General features: G+C 71.4%; 15 protein-coding genes. 5 read left to right on the plus strand and 10 right to left on the minus strand.

Annotated elements, in window-relative coordinates; translation table 11 throughout:
• Positions 1 to 40: 40 nt before the first annotated feature.
• Positions 41 to 505, plus strand: coding sequence for a nuclear transport factor 2 family protein (locus DVS28_RS20895; RefSeq protein ID WP_114593189.1), 465 nt, complete (start codon positions 41 to 43; stop codon positions 503 to 505).
• Positions 506 to 530: 25 nt separating this feature from the next.
• Here DVS28_RS20895 and DVS28_RS20900 read toward each other — a convergent pair whose 3' ends face one another.
• The 4 genes from DVS28_RS20900 to DVS28_RS20915 form a co-directional block, all read right to left on the minus strand.
• Positions 531 to 1,343 (minus strand): sugar phosphate isomerase/epimerase family protein, encoded by an 813-nt coding sequence (locus tag DVS28_RS20900; protein WP_114593190.1) that lies wholly within the window; start codon positions 1,341 to 1,343, stop codon positions 531 to 533.
• Positions 1,344 to 1,359: 16 nt separating this feature from the next.
• The gene (locus DVS28_RS20905; protein WP_114593191.1) at positions 1,360 to 2,616 is read right to left on the minus strand and encodes a cytochrome P450; all 1,257 of its coding nucleotides are present in this window, start codon (positions 2,614 to 2,616) and stop codon (positions 1,360 to 1,362) included.
• A gap of 47 nt (positions 2,617 to 2,663) precedes the next feature.
• A complete protein-coding gene (locus DVS28_RS20910) occupies positions 2,664 to 3,779 on the minus strand; it encodes an LLM class flavin-dependent oxidoreductase (RefSeq protein WP_114593192.1) in 1,116 nt (371 codons plus the stop codon).
• Between the two features lie 73 nt (positions 3,780 to 3,852).
• Positions 3,853 to 4,170 (minus strand): non-heme iron oxygenase ferredoxin subunit, encoded by a 318-nt coding sequence (locus DVS28_RS20915; protein WP_245973565.1) that lies wholly within the window; start codon positions 4,168 to 4,170, stop codon positions 3,853 to 3,855.
• Between the two features lie 136 nt (positions 4,171 to 4,306).
• Between DVS28_RS20915 and DVS28_RS20920 the strand changes: the two genes are divergently transcribed.
• The 3 genes from DVS28_RS20920 to DVS28_RS20930 are packed head-to-tail and all read left to right on the plus strand — an operon-like array spanning position 4,307 to position 6,907.
• The gene (locus DVS28_RS20920) at positions 4,307 to 5,026 is read left to right on the plus strand and encodes an SDR family NAD(P)-dependent oxidoreductase (RefSeq protein WP_164710850.1); all 720 of its coding nucleotides are present in this window, start codon (positions 4,307 to 4,309) and stop codon (positions 5,024 to 5,026) included.
• Complete coding sequence (locus DVS28_RS20925; RefSeq protein ID WP_114593195.1) at positions 5,026 to 6,261, plus strand: NAD(P)/FAD-dependent oxidoreductase; 1,236 nt, start codon at positions 5,026 to 5,028, stop codon at positions 6,259 to 6,261. The genes DVS28_RS20920 and DVS28_RS20925 overlap by 1 nt, the downstream gene beginning before the upstream one ends.
• Positions 6,262 to 6,304: 43 nt before the next feature.
• Entirely contained in the window at positions 6,305 to 6,907 is a 603-nt protein-coding gene (locus tag DVS28_RS20930; RefSeq protein WP_114593196.1) for a biotin transporter BioY, read from the plus strand.
• Positions 6,908 to 7,222: 315 nt separating this feature from the next.
• Here DVS28_RS20930 and DVS28_RS20935 read toward each other — a convergent pair whose 3' ends face one another.
• The 6 genes from DVS28_RS20935 to DVS28_RS20960 form a co-directional block, all read right to left on the minus strand.
• The gene (locus DVS28_RS20935) at positions 7,223 to 8,002 is read right to left on the minus strand and encodes an SDR family oxidoreductase (protein WP_342795451.1); all 780 of its coding nucleotides are present in this window, start codon (positions 8,000 to 8,002) and stop codon (positions 7,223 to 7,225) included.
• Positions 8,003 to 8,004: 2 nt separating this feature from the next.
• The gene (locus DVS28_RS20940; protein WP_114593197.1) at positions 8,005 to 9,126 is read right to left on the minus strand and encodes a Coenzyme F420 hydrogenase/dehydrogenase, beta subunit C-terminal domain; all 1,122 of its coding nucleotides are present in this window, start codon (positions 9,124 to 9,126) and stop codon (positions 8,005 to 8,007) included.
• Between the two features lie 20 nt (positions 9,127 to 9,146).
• The gene (locus DVS28_RS20945) at positions 9,147 to 9,956 is read right to left on the minus strand and encodes an SDR family oxidoreductase (protein ID WP_114593198.1); all 810 of its coding nucleotides are present in this window, start codon (positions 9,954 to 9,956) and stop codon (positions 9,147 to 9,149) included.
• Positions 9,957 to 10,100: 144 nt separating this feature from the next.
• Positions 10,101 to 11,744: a class I adenylate-forming enzyme family protein gene (locus DVS28_RS20950; RefSeq protein WP_114593199.1), complete on the minus strand. Its 1,644-nt coding sequence runs from the start codon at positions 11,742 to 11,744 to the stop codon at positions 10,101 to 10,103.
• Between the two features lie 54 nt (positions 11,745 to 11,798).
• Complete coding sequence (locus DVS28_RS20955) at positions 11,799 to 13,004, minus strand: thiolase family protein (RefSeq protein ID WP_114593200.1); 1,206 nt, start codon at positions 13,002 to 13,004, stop codon at positions 11,799 to 11,801.
• Positions 13,005 to 13,140: 136 nt separating this feature from the next.
• The gene (locus DVS28_RS20960; RefSeq protein WP_114593201.1) at positions 13,141 to 15,081 is read right to left on the minus strand and encodes an oxidoreductase; all 1,941 of its coding nucleotides are present in this window, start codon (positions 15,079 to 15,081) and stop codon (positions 13,141 to 13,143) included.
• 75 nt (positions 15,082 to 15,156) lie between these two features.
• On the opposite strand from DVS28_RS20960, the gene DVS28_RS20965 reads away from it, so the two are divergent.
• The gene (locus tag DVS28_RS20965) at positions 15,157 to 16,947 is read left to right on the plus strand and encodes an acetyl/propionyl/methylcrotonyl-CoA carboxylase subunit alpha (RefSeq protein ID WP_114593202.1); all 1,791 of its coding nucleotides are present in this window, start codon (positions 15,157 to 15,159) and stop codon (positions 16,945 to 16,947) included.
• Positions 16,948 to 16,968 lie beyond the last annotated feature (21 nt).

The raw sequence follows: 16,968 nt of genomic DNA on the forward strand, positions 1-16,968 counted from the left end.
AGTTTACTTATCAGTAAGTCACCTGCGCCGAGGAGCCGCCATGTCCAACACCGCCAACGACCTCGAGGCCATCCGTGGGCTGCTCGGCCGATACGCCGACCACATCGACGCGGTGGACCTCGACGGCCTCGCCACGCTGTTCACCGAGGACGCGACCGCGTGGCTGCTGGGCACCGAGCTGACCGGTCGCGACGAGATCATCGATTACGTCGGAAAGGCGCTGGATCGGTGCGAGGCCACCAGCCACCTCATCGGCAGCCACGTCGTGGACGCCGCGTGGGACAGCGCCACCCAGACGGCGGTGGTGCAGGCGTTCCACCGCTTCCGCGACACCGGCGAGACGTGGCTGCTGCACGGCCGGTACGTCCAGTCCCTCGTCCTCACCGGCGACGGGTGGAGGATCACCCGCCACGAGCTGCACGGCATCGGCTCGGAGCCCGACGGTGGCGGACCGTCCCGCAGCTACAGCGGCCACCCCCGCCGCCGGACACCGCAGACCACCTGACCCACCCTCAACCGAACGAGGGGGATCAGCGCGACGCGGCCAGGACCGAGCGCGTCGCTGCGGCGGCCATGGCGACCGCCTTGGTCGTCGGCATCCGCCCGAGGCGAGGCGAGATGACCTCCACGCACAACGGCGTGTCGACCAGCACGTGCCGCAACGCACCGAGGAAGCCGGACAGGTCGAACGTGCCGTCACCGGGCAGCTCGCGTTCCATCGTCTCCTCCTCCAGCGGGATGTCGTCCTGCCGTGGTCCGGCGTCGTCGACCTGCACGGCGGCGACCAGATCGGCGGGGACGTCCTCCAGCAGCCCGAGGTCGTCGCCACCGCGGAAGTGATGCCAGCTGTCGATGACCACCCCGCCGTTCGGGCGCCCGGCATCCTCCACGATCCGCCTCGCGGACGGCAGGTCGGGCACGGTGGTCCAGGGCAGGTACTCCAGCCCCACGGCCAGCCCGTGTTCGGCGGCCCGGTCGCACAGGCCGGCGAACGTCGACGCCACCCGGTCAGGGGGTCCCTCGACGTCGCCGACGACGGTGACGTGCCGGCCGCCGAGGGCGTCGGCCAGCTCGAACACCCGCTGCTCGTGGCGCTGCGCGCTGGCCAGCGGTTCGCCCGTGGCACCCCAGCCGCTGATCACATCGATCTCGACCACGTCGAGACCGCCCTGGCGAAGCATCGCCTGCATGTCGGCGTCCGACAGGCCGGCCTCGTGGGCGCGTGTCCGGTCACCCGGACGCAGGCCGATGCCGTCGAATCCGGCCGCAGCAGCCGCGGTGACCCGGGCCTCGAACGGCGCGTCGGGCACGGTCATGACCGACAACGCCAGCTCGGGGGACATCACCGGGACGCCCCAGTCAGGACGCCGGAACCGCGTCGTGTGCGACCGGCAGCGACTTCAGCGCGCGGGACGCCAGGCTCGGCACGTACTCCAGGGTCGCGTCGTCGGCCAGGCGCAGGCCGGGCAGCCGCTCGACGATGCTCTGCAGCATGTGCCGCATCTCCAGCCTGGCCAGCTGCGCTCCGATGCAGGCGTGGATGCCCCGTCCGAAGGCGACGTGCCGGTTGGGATGGCGGGTGATGTCCAGCGACCCGGCGTCGTCGAAGTAGTCGGGGTCGTGGTTGGCCCCGGCCAGCGCGAGGAAGATCCGGTCGCCCGCCGGGACCGTCACCCCGTCGAGCTCGATGTCCTCCAGCACCCAGCGCACCAGCACCTTGATCGGCCCGTCGATGCGCAGCAGCTCCTCCACCGCCTTGGCGGCCATGTCGGGGTCCTGCCGCATCGCCTCCATCTGCTCGGGGTTGCGCAGCAGGGCGAGCACGCCGTTGGCGGTGGCGTTGATGGTGGTCTCGTGGCCGGCGAACAGCAGCAGCGCCAGCATGCTGAGCAGCTCCTGGTCGTCCAGCCGGTCGCCGTCCTCGACGGGGGCGGCGAGGGCGCTGATCATGTCCTCGCCCGGTTCGGCACGGGCGGCGTCGACCAGCCCCTGCAGGTAGGCGAACATCTCCTCGATACCGCGCAGCGCCCGTTCGTGGCGGTCACCGCGTGCGGCCCCGCCGGCCCCGAAGGCGACCAGCGCGAGCTCGTCGGACCATGCGCGGAAGCGGTCCTGGTCCTCCAGCGGCACACCCATCATCTCGGCGATGACGGCGGCGGGCAGCGGGTAGGCGACGTGGTGGATCAGGTCCCGTTCACCGGAGGCGATGAAGTCGTCGAGGATCTGGTCGACGCGGGCCTGGATGGCCTCGCCCATGAGGCTGATCCGCTGGCCCTTGAAGGCTCCGGCGGCGAGCTTGCGCAGGCGGGTGTGGGCGGGCGGGTCGGACACGACCATCCACGACTTGAGGATCTCCAGGATCCGCGAGGCCGACGACTCCTCCCCCGGGGCGTCCTCGGCACGGGCCCGGGCCAGCACCGGCGCGACGCGGTCGGAGGACAACCGGCGGTCGGTCAACGCCGACTCCACGTCGCGGTAACGGGCGACGATCCAGGCCTGGTGGCGGTCGGACCACACCGCCGGGGCGGTGTCGCGGAGCGCCTGCATGGTGGCGTAGGGGTCCTCGGTGGCCTCGGGGGACAGCAGGTCGACGTCGTCGAGCGCGGTCGTGGTCATGGGTGGCTCCTGGAGGGTCGGGTGTGTCGGAGGAGGGTGGTGGCCGGTCAGGCGCCCTTGACCATGGCCTTCAGCTCGTTCATGCCCTGGAAGCTGTACCGGGCGAGCTCGGGGTCACCGAGGCCGGTGATGTTCCACATGACGAGGTGGCGCAGGCCAGCGTCGTGGTAGCGCTCGATCTCCTCGGCGAGCTGCTCGGGGGTGCCGGCGAAGGCGTAGTGGGACGACACCTGCGGCGGGATCTTGGTGAGGATGCGGTCGACCTCCTCACGCGGGACGCGGGTGGGGATGAAGTCGTGGAAGCCGCCGCTGCCGCCGAGGGGCGGCTCGAGGCCCATGGACTCATACACCCAGTTGGGCATGAGGATGCAGAGCATGCGGACCATCTCCGAGGCCAGCAAGCGCTGCACGGACTCCTCGTCGGGGCCGATCAGGAAGTAACCGAGCATGCCGGGCGTGAACCCGTCCATGTTGCGTCCGGCGTCCTTGCCGGCCTTCAGGATCGTGTCGAGGGAGGAGCGGTAGGCCTCGGGCGACATCTTGGTCGGCAGCCAGCCGTCGGCGTACTGGCCCGTGAGGCCGAGCATGCGGGGGCCGTGGGCGGCCAGCCAGATCTCCGGCGGGGTGTCGCCGTAGGGGTCCAGGCCCATGACGGCGTCCTTGAGGCGGAAGTGCGTGCCCTCGAAGTCGACCTTCTCCGCGCCGGCGTTGAAGAGGAGCTTGATGACCTCCAGGCCCTCGGCGAGCTTGCCGACCGGCTTGTCCCACTCCATCCCGTAGGGCTCGATGTTGAGCTGTTCGCCCGAGCCGACACCGAGGATGGCGCGACCCTTGGTCATGTGGTCCAGCGTCAGCATCGTCTGGGCGACCGACGCGGGGTGGCGGCGCAGCAGGTCGGTGACGCAGGTGCCGAGCTTGATCGTCTCGGTCTGCGCGCCGACGGCCGACATCATCGCGAACGGGTCGGCGTACACGTGGCTGGACTGCTGGTAGTTGGCCAGCGGCGTGTAGTCGGTGTTCCACATGCTGTCGGGGTGCCAGCCCATGAGGTGGTCGGGCCACCAGATGCCGTCGTAGCCGGCCTGCTCCATCTTCACCCCGGCGGCGATGCCACGGTCGATCGGTGGGGTGATGGCGCCTGGGGCGCCGAGCTGGATGTCCATTGCGGTGGCTCCTCGAGGGGCTCGGTGGCTGGCTGGGGGTGGCTGTGTGGTCTGGGGGTCTCGGTGGGGGGCGTCAGACGGTGACGAGGACGTCGTCGCCGTCGGTGGTGACGGGGTAGGTCCTGACCGGTTCGGTGGCCGGCAGGGTCAGCGCCTCGCCGGTGCGCAGGTCGAAGACGGAGTTGTGGGCGGGACACTCGATGCAGCTGCCGTCGAGCCAGCCCTCGCTGAGCGACTCCTCCTCGTGGCTGCAGATGTCGTCGACCGCGAACAGCTCGTCGTCGTCGGTGCGGGCCAGGCAGACGCGTTGGCCACCGAGCTCGAGCAGCCGGACCTCGCCGGGAGCCAGGGACGCCGCCCCCGCCACCCGATGTGTGTTCGACTCGGTCACGCTCGATCCTCCCGGGGTTGTCTGACGGTGCCTCGTCATAATAGTCTACCGAACGGTAAGTAGACAACCCTCCCGGCCCGTGTTCCTGCGGTACCCACGGGGGTTGGATGTGGCACTCGATGTGAACGGAGCGGACGTGACAGACCTCGATGGACGGGTCGTGGCGGTGACCGGCGCAGGTTCCGGCATCGGCCTGGCCACGGTTGCGCTGCTCCGCGAACGGGGGGCCACCACGGTCTCGTGGGACCTGTCCCCCATCGAGGTGGAGGCGCCCCACCGCGCCGCCGTGCTCGACGTCACCGACGAGGGCGCCGTGGCGCTGGCGGTGTCGGATGCCATCAACGACCTCGGCCGCCTGCACGGCCTGGTCAACTGCGCCGGGACGCTGGGCCACACCGGCGACCGCCTGGCCGACCAGCCCCTCAACCGGGCCCGCACCACGTTCGAGGTCAACACCCACGCGGTCCTCTCGACGATGCAGCAGGTACTGCCGCACATGGTCGCCTCCGGGGGCGGTGCGATCGTCAACGTCGCCTCCAACGCCGCGCTGGGTGCCCGGCCCGGGCTGGCCCCCTACTCCGCCTCCAAGGCCGCCTCGATCGCCTACACCCGGACCGCCGCGCGGGAATACGGCCGCCACGGGGTGCGCGTCAACGCCGTCTGCCCCGGCGGCACGGCGACGCCCATGGTGGGTGACGTCACCGAGGAGTCGATGGAGCGTGTCACCCGTGCAATCCCGCTGGGCCGCTGGGCCGAGCCGTCGGAGATCGCGGCCACCATCGTGTTCCTGCTGTCCGACGAGGCGTCCTACGTGTCGGGGGCGACGTTGGTCGTCGACGGCGGGGCGACCGCGTGATGGCCGGTCCACAGGTGGTCGTGGTCGGCGGTGGGCCCGCCGCTGCCGCGTTGGTCCACGGGCTGCACCGTGGCGGCCACGAGGGATCCGTCGTGGTGCTGGCCGGTGAGGGGTGCACGCCGTACGACCGGACGGCGGTGTCCAAGGGCCTGCTGACCGGTGAGGTGCCTACCGCGCCCGAGCTGTTCCCCGAGGTGCTGACCGCCGACGTCGTGCGCCATGCCGACGTCGTCGAGATCGACCGGGCCGCTCGCGAGGTCGTGACGGGCGACGACGACCGCATCGGCTTCGACCGGCTCGTGCTGGCCACCGGTGCGGCGCCCCGGGTGCCCCCGGTCCCGGGGCTGGACGGCCCCCACGCCAGCACCCTTCGCGACGCCGCCGAGGCAGCTGTCCTGGCCGAGCGGTTGCGGCCCGGCGCCCGGCTGGTCGTCGTCGGCGCGGGCCTGATCGGGCTCGAGGTTGCGGCGGCGGCGCGCACCCGGGGCGCCTCGGTCACGGTGCTGGAGGCGGCCCCGACCGCCCTGAGTCGGGTGCTGCCGACCGTGGTGTCGGAGGTGGTGCTGAGCCGGCACGCCGCTGAGGGCATCGACGTGCGGCTGGGCACTCCTCCCTCCGCGGTGGTGTCCTCCTCCTCTTCTTCCGGGCAGGCCGTGGTCGTCCTGGCAGACGGGACCGAGCTGCCGGCCGACCACGTGCTGGTCGCCACCGGCGTCGCCCCACGCACCGACCTGGCGGCCGCCGCGGGCCTGGCCGTCGACGACGGCGTCCTGGTCGACGAGCGGCTCGTGACCAGCGACCCGGCGATCATGGCCATCGGCGACGTCGCCCGTGTCCGTGCCGCCGACGGGACCACCGCGCGCCACGAGGCCTACACGCCGGCGATGGCCATGGGCCAGCACGCCGCCCGCACGATCCTCGGCGAGCCGACCCGGTTCGTCGACGTGCCGTGGTCGTGGTCGGACCAGCTGGACCTGAGCATCCAGGTCGCGGGCTGGCCCGACCGGGCCGACCGCTGGGTGCTGCGTGGGTCCGCCGAGGACCTGGATGCTGGCCTGTTCGCCTTCGGTGTGCGCGACGGGCGGCTGGTCGCCGCGACCGGTGTGTCGCGTGGCCGACAGGTCGGCCGGATCGTCCGCGGCGCGCAGGCGTTGGTTGCCGCTGGCCTCGACGTCGACGATGCTGCCCTCGCAGACCCCTCCACCGACCTGCGCCGTTTGGCTCGCACCGGCTGACGTTCGCTACGTTCTCACCCACCCCGAAGACCGAGGAGCCCTCATGTCGACTGTCCACCTCCCGATCCTGCCCGCCGCCCGTCCGGCGCTGCTGGCCACCGTCCCCCGCCAGGTCGTGGCTGTCGCGGTCGGCAGCGCTGCGCTGGCGATCTCGGCCCAGCTGCAGGTGCCGATGTGGCCCGTGCCCATCACCGCGCAGACCCTCGTCGTGCTGCTGCTGGGCTTCGTGCTCGGCCCGAAGCTGGCGATGGCGACCGTGCTCACCTACCTGGGTGAGGGTGCGCTGGGCCTGCCCGTCTTCGCCGGCCTGACCGGCGGCGCCGCCACGCTGGTCGGCCCGACCGGTGGCTACCTGTGGGGCTTCGTCCTGGCCGCCGGCCTGACCGGTGCGCTCGCCCAGCGCGGCTGGCACCGTTCCGCACCGCTGGTCGCGGCCGCGATGGTGCTCGGCAACCTGGTCATCTACGCGATCGGCGCCAGCTACCTGACGACCTGGCTGCACTTCATGGCGGCCGACACCCTCGCCTGGGGCAACGCGGTCAAGGCCGCCTGGACCGGCGGCGTGTACCCGTTCCTCATCGGCGACGCCGTCAAGATCGCCCTCGCGATGGTCGCCCTCCCGGCCCTCTCCCGCCGCACCGACTGAACCTCGCGTCACGCCCGACGCACCACGACGCCCCGGCCCAAGCGGCCGGGGCGTTGTTGCGTCCGGACACCTTCACCTCCCCCTCGCTTCTCGACCGACCCCTGCCCCTCCTCTGCCCGACGGATTCGCCTCGGAGATGAACCGGTCGAGCGTGTGGCCGAGGCGATTCCGTCGCCGACCGGCCTCGAGTGCGGCGCTGAACCCGAGAACACCGAGGCGAATCCGTCGCTGCGCGAGGCGAATCCGTCGGGAGGGGCCGCCGGGCCGGGCCGTCGGAACGGGCCAACCGGCAAGCCCGGCGGGCAACCAAAGGAGCTACTGGAGGGTGACCATGCCGCCGTCGACGGGGAGCACGGCGCCGGTGACCCAGGAGGCGGCGCGGGAGGAGAGGAAGATGGCGGCACCGGCGGCGTCGTCGGGGCGGCCGACGCGGCCGAGCGGCACGGACTCCTCGATCCCCTCCTCGTCGGTCTCCAGCGCGAAAGCGGTCATCTTCGACGGGAAGATGCCGGGGGCGATTGCGTTGACCGTGATGTGCTCGCGGGCGAGGCGGGCGCCGACCACGCGGGTCAGCTGGTGCACGCCGGCCTTGGAGGCGGAGTAGGCGTAGGACTCCCAGATCGGGGTGCGCATGCCGTCGACCGACCCGATGTTGATCACCCTGGAGGGGTGGTCGGCGGTGGCCGCAGCGCGCAGCAGGTCCAGGCACGCCACGGTCAGGTTGAACGGCGCCTTCAGGTTGAGGGCCAGCACCTTGTCCCACGCCTCGTCGGGGTAGTCCTCGATGTCGGCACCCCACGTCGCGCCGGCGTTGTTGACCAGCACATCGAGCCGGTCCGTGTGCGCCGACAGCCCCTCGACGAGCGCCGCGACACCCTCGACGCTCGACACGTCCGCCGGCAGGGCCACGGCCCGCTCCCCCAGCTCCTCGACCAGCGCCTCGCAGGCCGACGCCGTTCGCGCCGACACGTAGACGGTGGCCCCTGCCGCGTGGAACCCACGGGTGATCATCTCACCGATTCCACGGGACCCGCCGGTCACGAGCACGTGCCGGCCGGCGACGTCGAACAGCTCGGCCGGTCCGGAGGCACCCACGCTCACGTCGAGATGATGGGCAGCAGGCCGGGACGACGGGCGTCGCCGACCAGGTCGTCGGTGGGCCAGCGCTTGCGGGACACCGTCGACAGCTTGGTCAGCAGGTTCATCGCCACCGGGTCCTCCTCACCGGGACGCGCCTCGATCAGGCCGGCGTCGATGACGCCCTTCATCCACTCCTCCCCGCGGGCGGTGCGGATGAGGGTCAGCGTCCAGTTGTCGTCCGCGCCGATCCCGCCGGTGGAGATGTCGGCGTGCTCGGCCGCGAAGTCCGGGCACTTCTTGCAGCCCTCGCGGGTGTAGGGGTGGAACTCCTTGAGCGGCAGCTCGTGGTACGAGCCGTCCCGCAGCCACACCATGTAGCGGCCCTTGATGTTGACCTTCACGACGTCGTTGATGTCGATGTCGTGGTTGGCCAGGACCAGCTTCTGCCCCTCGTAGGTGAAGGTCTTGGAGCACAGCAGGCCGATCGTCAGGGCGATCTTGCGCTTGTACTTGTTCACCCCGTACGTCTCGACCGTGCCGTTGATCGACGCCTGGCAGGACATGCCGACCAGCGCGATCTGCTTGAGCTTCTGCTCGTCGGCCTGCTTCATCGCCAGCGGGTTGGCGGAGTAGGTGTAGCGCGACCCAGCTGTGGCCAGCACGCCCTCGCGGTCGGTGACGAGGGCGGGTTCGGAGTCGAACGGTCCGCGCGTCTCCGTGATCGCCGACGTCAGCGCGCCGTCGATCATCTCGTTCTCCAGCCCCCAGATGAGGAGGGTGGACACGAGCCCGCCGTCCTGGCCCTGCTCGTGCACGGTCTTCTCCGTGGCACGGGTCAGCAGGATCGAGCGGACGTGGCCGTAGACCTGGTCGGGTTCGCGGGGCTGGCCGAACAACACCTCGTCGATGTCGGTCTCCCAGTTGCGGAACCGGGGACACGCGCGGGTGCAGATGTCGCAGCCGCGGTCACCGATGACGCACTGGTCCTTCTCCATCCCCTCGCCGATCTGCACCGGCCAGTAGTCCTCGGTGTAGCCGAGGACGTCCCGGGGGCAGACCATGACGCAGGCGGCGCAACCGGTGCACAACCCGGGCTCCACGACCTCGCGGTACAGCTCTCGCCAGTGCACGTCACCCATAACAAGTCTCCGGTCGTCGATCAGCCACGGGGCGGGAACACCGACCCGAAGGGGTGGGGAGAAAGATGCCAGCCTCCGTCTACCACGACGGTTGCACCGGTCACGTATCCGGCTGCTCGGCTGAGCAGGAACGCCGCCGGGCCGAGCAGCTCGTCGGACGCGCCGAACCGGCCGAGCGGGATGTTGTCCAGGGCCGCATCGTGGACCGGTCCGAAGCTCCACATGCCGGCGTCGGCTCCCTCGGTGGAGAAGGCGCCGGGGGCGAGGGAGTTGATGCGCAGGCCCCTGGGTCCCCACTCCACGGCGAGGGAGCGGATGAGTGCCTCCAGGCCGGCCTTGGCGGCGCTGGAGTGGGCGGCGCCTGGAACCTCGCGTTCGGCCAGGGCGCTGGAGACCATCATGGCTGCGCCGGGGGTGCCGGCCCCGAGCAACGGCTGCGCCCAGCGGCGGAGCACCTGGAAGGGGCCGTTCAGGCTGGAGCCGACGACCGCGGCGAACCCGCCCGGGCTGATGTCCTCGGCCGCCGCGAGGAAGGCGCCGCTGGCGGCGTTGACCAGCAGCGGGACCGGTCCGCCCTCGGCCTCGGCGGCGGTGAAGGCCGCGTCGACGGCGTCGGCGTCACGGATGTCGGCGGCGAGCGGGGTGATCGACCCGTCGGACTCGGCAGCCACGGCCTCGAGCCGTTCCATCCGACGGCCGACGACGAACACCTCGACCCCGGCGCCGGCCAGCATCAGCGCGATGTCACGCCCGATCCCGGAGCTGCCACCGGTGACGAGCGCCCGATCGGCGGCGGGCACCCAGGGGCCCTGGAAGTAGGCGGACGACATGGCGGCTTCCTCGCGAGTGTTCGATGGTTGCCGGTGATTCTACCGACTGTTTGGTAAGTGATAGTAGGGCGAGCGCTGCCCGCCGGTCAAGCGCTGGTCGGTTCCGCCGACCACGCCACGCCGACCGAGCCGGCCACGACCCGATCAGGTGAGGGGTGCGCGACCGGCGAAGTCCTCGACGGCCCGATCCCGCAGGTCGACCTTGCGGATCTTGGTGGCCGACATCGGCCACTCCTCGATGAAGGCGACGTGGCGGGGGATCTTGAAGCTGGCGATCTCGTCGCGGCACCAGTCGATGATGTCCTGCTCGGTCAGCCCGGAGCCGGGACGGATCTCGAGGTAGGCCACGGCGACCTCCCCGAGCCGGTCGTCGGGCAGGCCGACGACGGCAGCCATCTGCACGTCGGGGTGGGCGATCAGGTGGGACTCGATCTCGATCGCGGCGACGTTCTCGCCGCCGATCTTGAGCATGTCCTTCAGCCGACCGCGGAACTCCAGCAGGCCGTCGACGGTGATGACGCCCAGGTCGCCGGTGTGGAACCAGCCCTCGTCGTCCATCACCTCCGCCGTCTTCTCCTCCAGCCCGTGGTAGTGGGAGAACAACGTGGTGCCACGGCAGACGATCTCGCCCTCCACCCCCGCCGGGGCCGGCTGGTTGTCGCCGATGGTCCGGACCTCGACCTCGGCACCGCGCAACGGCCTGCCGGGTCGCATGCGCAGCTCGAAGGGGTCGTGCGGGTCGGCCATGGCGATGGATCCGGCGACCTCGGTCATGCCGAAGGCGGTGACGACCTTCGTCCCGGGCAGCTTGCCCTCCAGCTCGCGGAGCTGCGTGGGCGGTGCGACGGTGAAGACGCTGCGGACCCGGCGGAAGGGCTCGGGGTCGAAGTCGGGGTGGTCGACCAGCCCGTCGGTGATCGGCGGGAACGCGGTGTACAGGACGGTCGCCTGCTCCTCGGCGATCATCCGCAGGCCCACCGCGGCGTCGAAGGCCTGCATGTTGCAGTAGGTCCCGACCGACCAGAGCATGGCGAACAGCGGTTGCGAGCAGGCGCTGTGGAACATCGGCAGCGGGCTGAACATGACGTCGCCGCGGCGCACGTCCATGCGTACGGCGGTCTCCTGTCCCTGGCGAACCATCGCCTCGTGGCTGAGCACACAGCCCTTGGGCAGCGACGTCGTGCCGGAGGTGTAGAAGATCGTCGCCGGGTCGCGCAGGGCCACGCGGGCGGCCTCGTGCTCGACCACGGCCTCGGTGACGTCAGCGCCGGCCGCCTCGAAACGCTTGGCCGGCAGGAATCCCGTCGCCCCGGTGGAGGAGAGGTCCACCACGTGGCGCAGCGCGGGGGCCTCGGTCAGGGACAACGGTGCCCCGTCGGCGGCGCCGGTCTGCTCGGCGAGCGCGGGGAAGGCGTGGGTGACCCGTTCGGTGAACGCGATCACGCCCTCCTCGTCGGCCACGGCCAGCACCGCGATGTCGGCGTCGGGTACGACGTGGCGCAGCTCACGTGACCGGAACCGGCTGTTGATCGGCACCAGGACGGCGCCGAGGAGGAGGGTGCCGAACCAGACCTCGAGGTAGTCCAGGGAGTTGGGCATCAGCACGCCGACCCGGTCGCCCGCCCGGACGCCGAGTCCGTGGAGCGACCGCGCGGCCGCCACCGATCCGTCCAGCAGCTGCTGGTAGGTCCGGCGGTCGTCGGGGAAGACGATCGCCGTGCGGTCGGGGTCGAGGGTGGCGCCCCTGATGATCAGGTCGCCACCGGTGCACACCTCGCGGTACTCCACGTCTGGCCCTCTTCTGTTCGACGTCGGCTCTGGAACCCTGCGGTCGAGGTTGGCCTAGCCCAGGCGCTCGATGATCGTGGCGTTGGCCATGCCGCCGCCCTCGCACATCGTCTGCAGGCCGAAGCGGCCGCCGGTCTGCTCGAGCACGTTGATCAGGGTGGTCATCAGCTTGGCGCCGGACGCACCCAGCGGGTGGCCGTTGGCCATGGCCCCGCCGTTGATGTTCACCTTGGCCATGTCCGCGCCGGTCTCGGCCTGCCAGGCCAGCACGACCGGGGCGAAGGCCTCGTTGACCTCGAAGGCGTCGATGTCGTCGATGGTCATGCCGGCCCGCTCGAGGACCTTCTTGGTGGCGGGGATGACGCCGGTGAGCATCAGCACGGGGTCATCGCCGACGACGGCGACCTCGCGGATGACGGCGCGAGGGGTCAGGCCCAGCTCGTCGGCCTTCTCGCGGGACATGACCAGCACGGCGGCGGCGCCGTCGGAGATCTGGGAGGCCCCACCGGCGTGCACGACCCAGTTCAGGTCGGGATAGGTCTCGGCCAGCTCGTCGCTGTGGAAGGCGGGCTTGAGGCTGGCCAGCGACTCGGGGCTGGTGCTGGGACGGATGCCCTCGTCGGCGGTCATCTTCTCGCCGGTCGGACCCTCGCCACGGTTGACGGCGACCTGCAGCAGCTCGTTCTCGAAGCGGCCGTCCTTGGTTGCCTCGTTGGCGCGGCGGTGGGACTCGGTGGCCAAGTTGTCCAGGTCGGCGCGGGTCAGGCCCCACTTGGCGGCGATCATCTCGGCGCTGATGCCCTGGTTGACCAGCCCGCCGCGCTCGGCGTAGCGGTCGGCGACCTTGGTGCCGAAGGAGTCCTTGCCCTGGGCGGAGGAGAACATCGGCACACGCGACATGACCTCCACGCCACAGGCGATGGCCACGTCGTAGGCGCCGGACTGCACACCCTGGGCGGCGAAGTGCAGCGCCTGCTGGGACGACCCGCACTGGCGGTCGATCGAGGTGGCAGGGACGTGTTCGGGGAACCCAGCACCCAGGACGGCGTTGCGGCCGACGTTGAAGGACTGCTCGCCGGACTGGGAGACGCAGCCGGTGATGACGTCGTCGACGATGCCCGGGTCGATGCCGGTGCGCTCGACAAGCCCGGACAGGACCTCGGCAAGCAGGTCGACGGGGTGCCAGCCGGACAGGGCGCCGCCGGGCTTGCCCTTCCCGATGGGGGTCCTGAGGACGTCGACGATCACGGCTTCACGCATGGCGGGCTCCTGGGGATGTGGAGGTGAGGTGCTACCTGCTCGAGCAACAGCGTACTTACCTACTAGTCGGTAAACAGGTTGGCGACATCGAACACCGGGCCGAACCGTTCAGTCAAGTCCAGTCAGTCGAGCCCGGTCAGTCGAGCCCGGCCACGAGGGCGAAGGCCTGACGGGTGGCCGCGACCAGCCGGCGGGGCGCGAACGCATCGCCGAGGAGGTGCAACGACGACACCCTCCCACGAAGTGCCGTGTGGAGACCAGCCCGTGGCACGGCGCCGCACGCGAGGACGACCGTGTTGACGTCGTCGAGCTGGAACGGCCGTCCGGAGTACACGTTGGCGAGGTGGACCGTGGGGCCATCGACGGCGACCAACCGGGCGTGGGGCACCAGCCGGCCACCCTCGGCGTCCAGCCGGGCCAGGATCCCGCCGATCGTGTACTTGTTGGTCAGCGGTGACGGGTCGGGGGAGCCGTGGACCACGGTGACCGCGTGCCCGGCGCCGGCCAGGTGGTCGGCCACGGCCAGGGGCACGGGCCGGTCGTCCTCGGCGATCACCACGACGCGATGGCCCACCCCTGCGCCCTGCAGGACGTCGACGGCGGTCAGCACGTGTGGTTGGTCCAGCCCGTCGGCATCGGGCAGGCGGGGCGAGGCGCCGGTGGCCACGACCACGACGTCGGTGCCCTCCTCGAGGACGGCCGTCTCGTCGGCATCGACGCCGAACCGGACCTCCACGCCGAGCGCGTCCAGACGCCGCGCCTGCCAGCCGATCCAGTCGGCGTACGGCGCGTTCATCCGCGCCCGGGCGGCCACGGCAAGCTGCCCGCCCAGGTGGTCGTCGCGCTCCCACAGCTGGACTCGGTGCCCGCGTTCGGCGGCGAGGGCCGCCACCTCCGTTCCCGCCGGCCCTCCGCCGATGACGAGGATCGACCGGGCCTGCTCCACGCGCGGCAGCGGACCCTCGTGCTCGCGGCCGACGTGGGGGTTGACCGCGCACGCGAACGGCAGGTGCTCCACGACCCTGCGACTGAGGCAGTCCTGGACGCCGATGCACGGACGGGCGTTCCCCTCCTCCCCCTGCTTGGCGAGCTCCAGCAGGCGCGGTTCGGCGATGAGGGCACGGACCACCCCGACCAGGTCGGCGTGGCCGTCGGCGATGACCTGTCGGGCGGTGGCGACGTCCCCGACGCGGCCGGCGTAGAGGATCGGCAGGTCCGTGGCCGTCCCGGCCTCGGCGCACAGGGCCGCCCACTGCGCCGGGCCGTAGGTGTTGGGCGCGACGTAGCTGGGGGCACCCCAGTTGTTGCCGACGTCGAGGCTGAAGTAGTCCACCGTGCCCTCGGCGGTGAAGGCCGCGAGCAGCTGCTGGCACTCCTCCAGCCCGTAGCCGCCCTCGATCATCTCGTCGACGCACAGGCGCAGACCGACGGTGATGGGCCGGGCGATGCGGGCGCGAATGGCCTCGACCACCTCGCGGAGCAGCCGGCGCCGGTTCTCCGGCGATCCGCCGTAGGCATCGGTGCGACGATTCGTCCGGGGCGAGAGGAACCACTGCAGCACGTCGTCGTGGTTGGCGTGCAGCTCGATCACATCGGCATCGCCGTCGGCGGCCAGGGCCGCGGATTCGCCGTACTCCCTCACCAGCCAGGACATTTCGTCGAGGTCGAGGGCATGCGGCACCTGGTGGTCGCGGTGGCCGCTGAGGGTGGCCGACGGTGCGGTGGGGAGGCCGCCCTGCAGGACCATCTGGACCGTGGACCAGCCGCCTGCCGTGTGCAACCTGCGCGAGTACTCGGCCAGCCGCTCGACGTAGCCGGACTGGCGGAAGGTGCCGTCAGCCATCGCACCCACGCCGGTCGGCTCGAACCCGGGCACGAGGGGGTTGCGCACGAACGTCGGCGCGCCGCCCACCCACTGCACGCCCGCCTCGACCCGCTGCACCCAGTAGGCGCAGAAGCGTTCGAACTGCACGTCGCGGCCGAGCAGCGCCCCGCGCCCGCCGGAATGGGGCGGCATGACCATGCGGTGGTCCAGCGAGATCGTCCCGACGGTGATGGGGTCGAACAGGTCGGTCATGACGGCTCCGGTCGTGTGGGGGGATTCGGAATATAGTTTACTGAACGGTCAGTCGAGGTCTACGATGGGTTCCTCATGTTCAACGCAGTGCTGATCGCCAACCGTGGAGAGATCGCCGTCCGGGTCGCCCGCGCCTGTCGGGAGCTGGGCGTGCGAAGCGTCGCCGTCCACTCCGAGGCCGACGCCGGCGCCATGCACGTGCGCATGGCCGACGAGGCCCATCTCCTCGGCCCCACGCCTCCCGCCGAGAGTTATCTCAACATCCCGCGGATCCTCGCGGTCGCCGAGCAGGCGGGGGTGGACGCCATCCACCCGGGCTACGGCTTCCTGTCGGAGAACGCCGACTTCGCCCGTGCCGTCGTCGACGCCGGATTCGCCTGGATCGGCCCACCGCCGAAAGCCATCGAGGCCATGGGCGACAAGCTGACCGCTCGTGCCGTCGCCCGTGCGGCCGACGTGCCCGTCGTACCGGGGACGACCGAACCGACGACCGACCCGGAGCTGGTCCGGGCGTTCGGCGAGACACATGGCTGGCCGTTGGCCATCAAGGCGGCGTTCGGCGGCGGTGGTCGTGGCATGAAGGTCGTTCGCGGCCCCGGCGACGTCGAGTCGGCGCTGGCAGGTGCCCGCCGCGAGGCCGAGGCGTCCTTCGGCCGTGGCGAGTGCTACGTCGAGCGGTACCTGGAGCGTCCCCGCCACGTCGAGGTGCAGGTCCTTGCCGACGCTGACGGAACCGTCATCCACCTGGGTGAGCGCGACTGCTCGTTGCAGCGTCGCCACCAGAAGCTGGTGGAGGAGGCCCCTGCACCCGGCCTGGCCGACGCCACCCGTATGGCCCTGCGCGACGCAGCCATCCGAGTGGCCAGCGAGATGGGCTACGTCAACGCCGGGACGTGTGAGTTCCTCGTCGACCGCGACGCCGACGGCACCGAACGCCACTACTTCTTGGAGATGAACACCCGCCTGCAGGTCGAGCACCCGGTCACGGAGCTCGTGACCGGCGTGGACCTGGTCCACCAGCAGCTGCGGATCGCCGCGGGCGACGGCATGACCATCGCCCAGGACGACGTCGAGCTGCGCGGCCACGCCATCGAGGTGCGGCTGAACGCCGAGGACCCGGCGACCAACTTCATGCCCTCCCCCGGCCCGGTCACCCGCATCACCGTGCCGCAGGGCCCGTGGATCCGCTTCGACGGCGGTGTGGAGTCCGGTGACGTCATCGGCGGCGCCTACGACTCGATGGTCGGCAAGCTGATCGTGTGGGGCGAGGACCGCGCCACCGCGGTGTCCCGCATGGCCCGGGCGCTGGAGGAGATGACGGTCGTCGGCGTGCCGACCACGCTGCCGTTCCACCGCCTCGCGATGGCCCACGAGGACTTCGTGACGGCCAGCCACGCGACCTCCTCGGTCGAGGGCGACTGGGACCTGTCGACGCTGGAGCCGTGGCAGCCGGCCGACCCCGAACCGGTGGCGACCAACGGGCACGCCCCCGGTCACACCACCACCGCCCGCGAGGTCGAGCTGTTCGTCTCCGGCGCCCCGCTGCACGTCACCGTGCACGGGGTCGGCCGGGCCAACGCCGCGGTGCAGGCCGCCAGCAGCCGCCGACGTGACGGCGGTGGTCGTCGGGGCGCCGGGGCCAGCAACGACGGTCCCGAGCTGCGCGCCCCGATGACCGGCGTGATCGTCACCTACGCGGTGGCCGACGGCGACACGGTGTCCGCCGGCGACATCGTCTGCGTGCTGGAGGCCATGAAGATGGAGAACCACGTGGTGGCCCACCGCGACGGCACCGTCGGCGGCATCGGCCTGTCCGATGGCGACGCGGTCGAGCAGGGCGCGCTGCTGGCCACCATCACCGCATGATCGGTGCGGTCGCCCGCCGAC

The sequence above is a fragment of the Euzebya pacifica genome (assembly GCF_003344865.1).
Lineage (GTDB): Bacteria > Actinomycetota > Nitriliruptoria > Euzebyales > Euzebyaceae > Euzebya > Euzebya pacifica.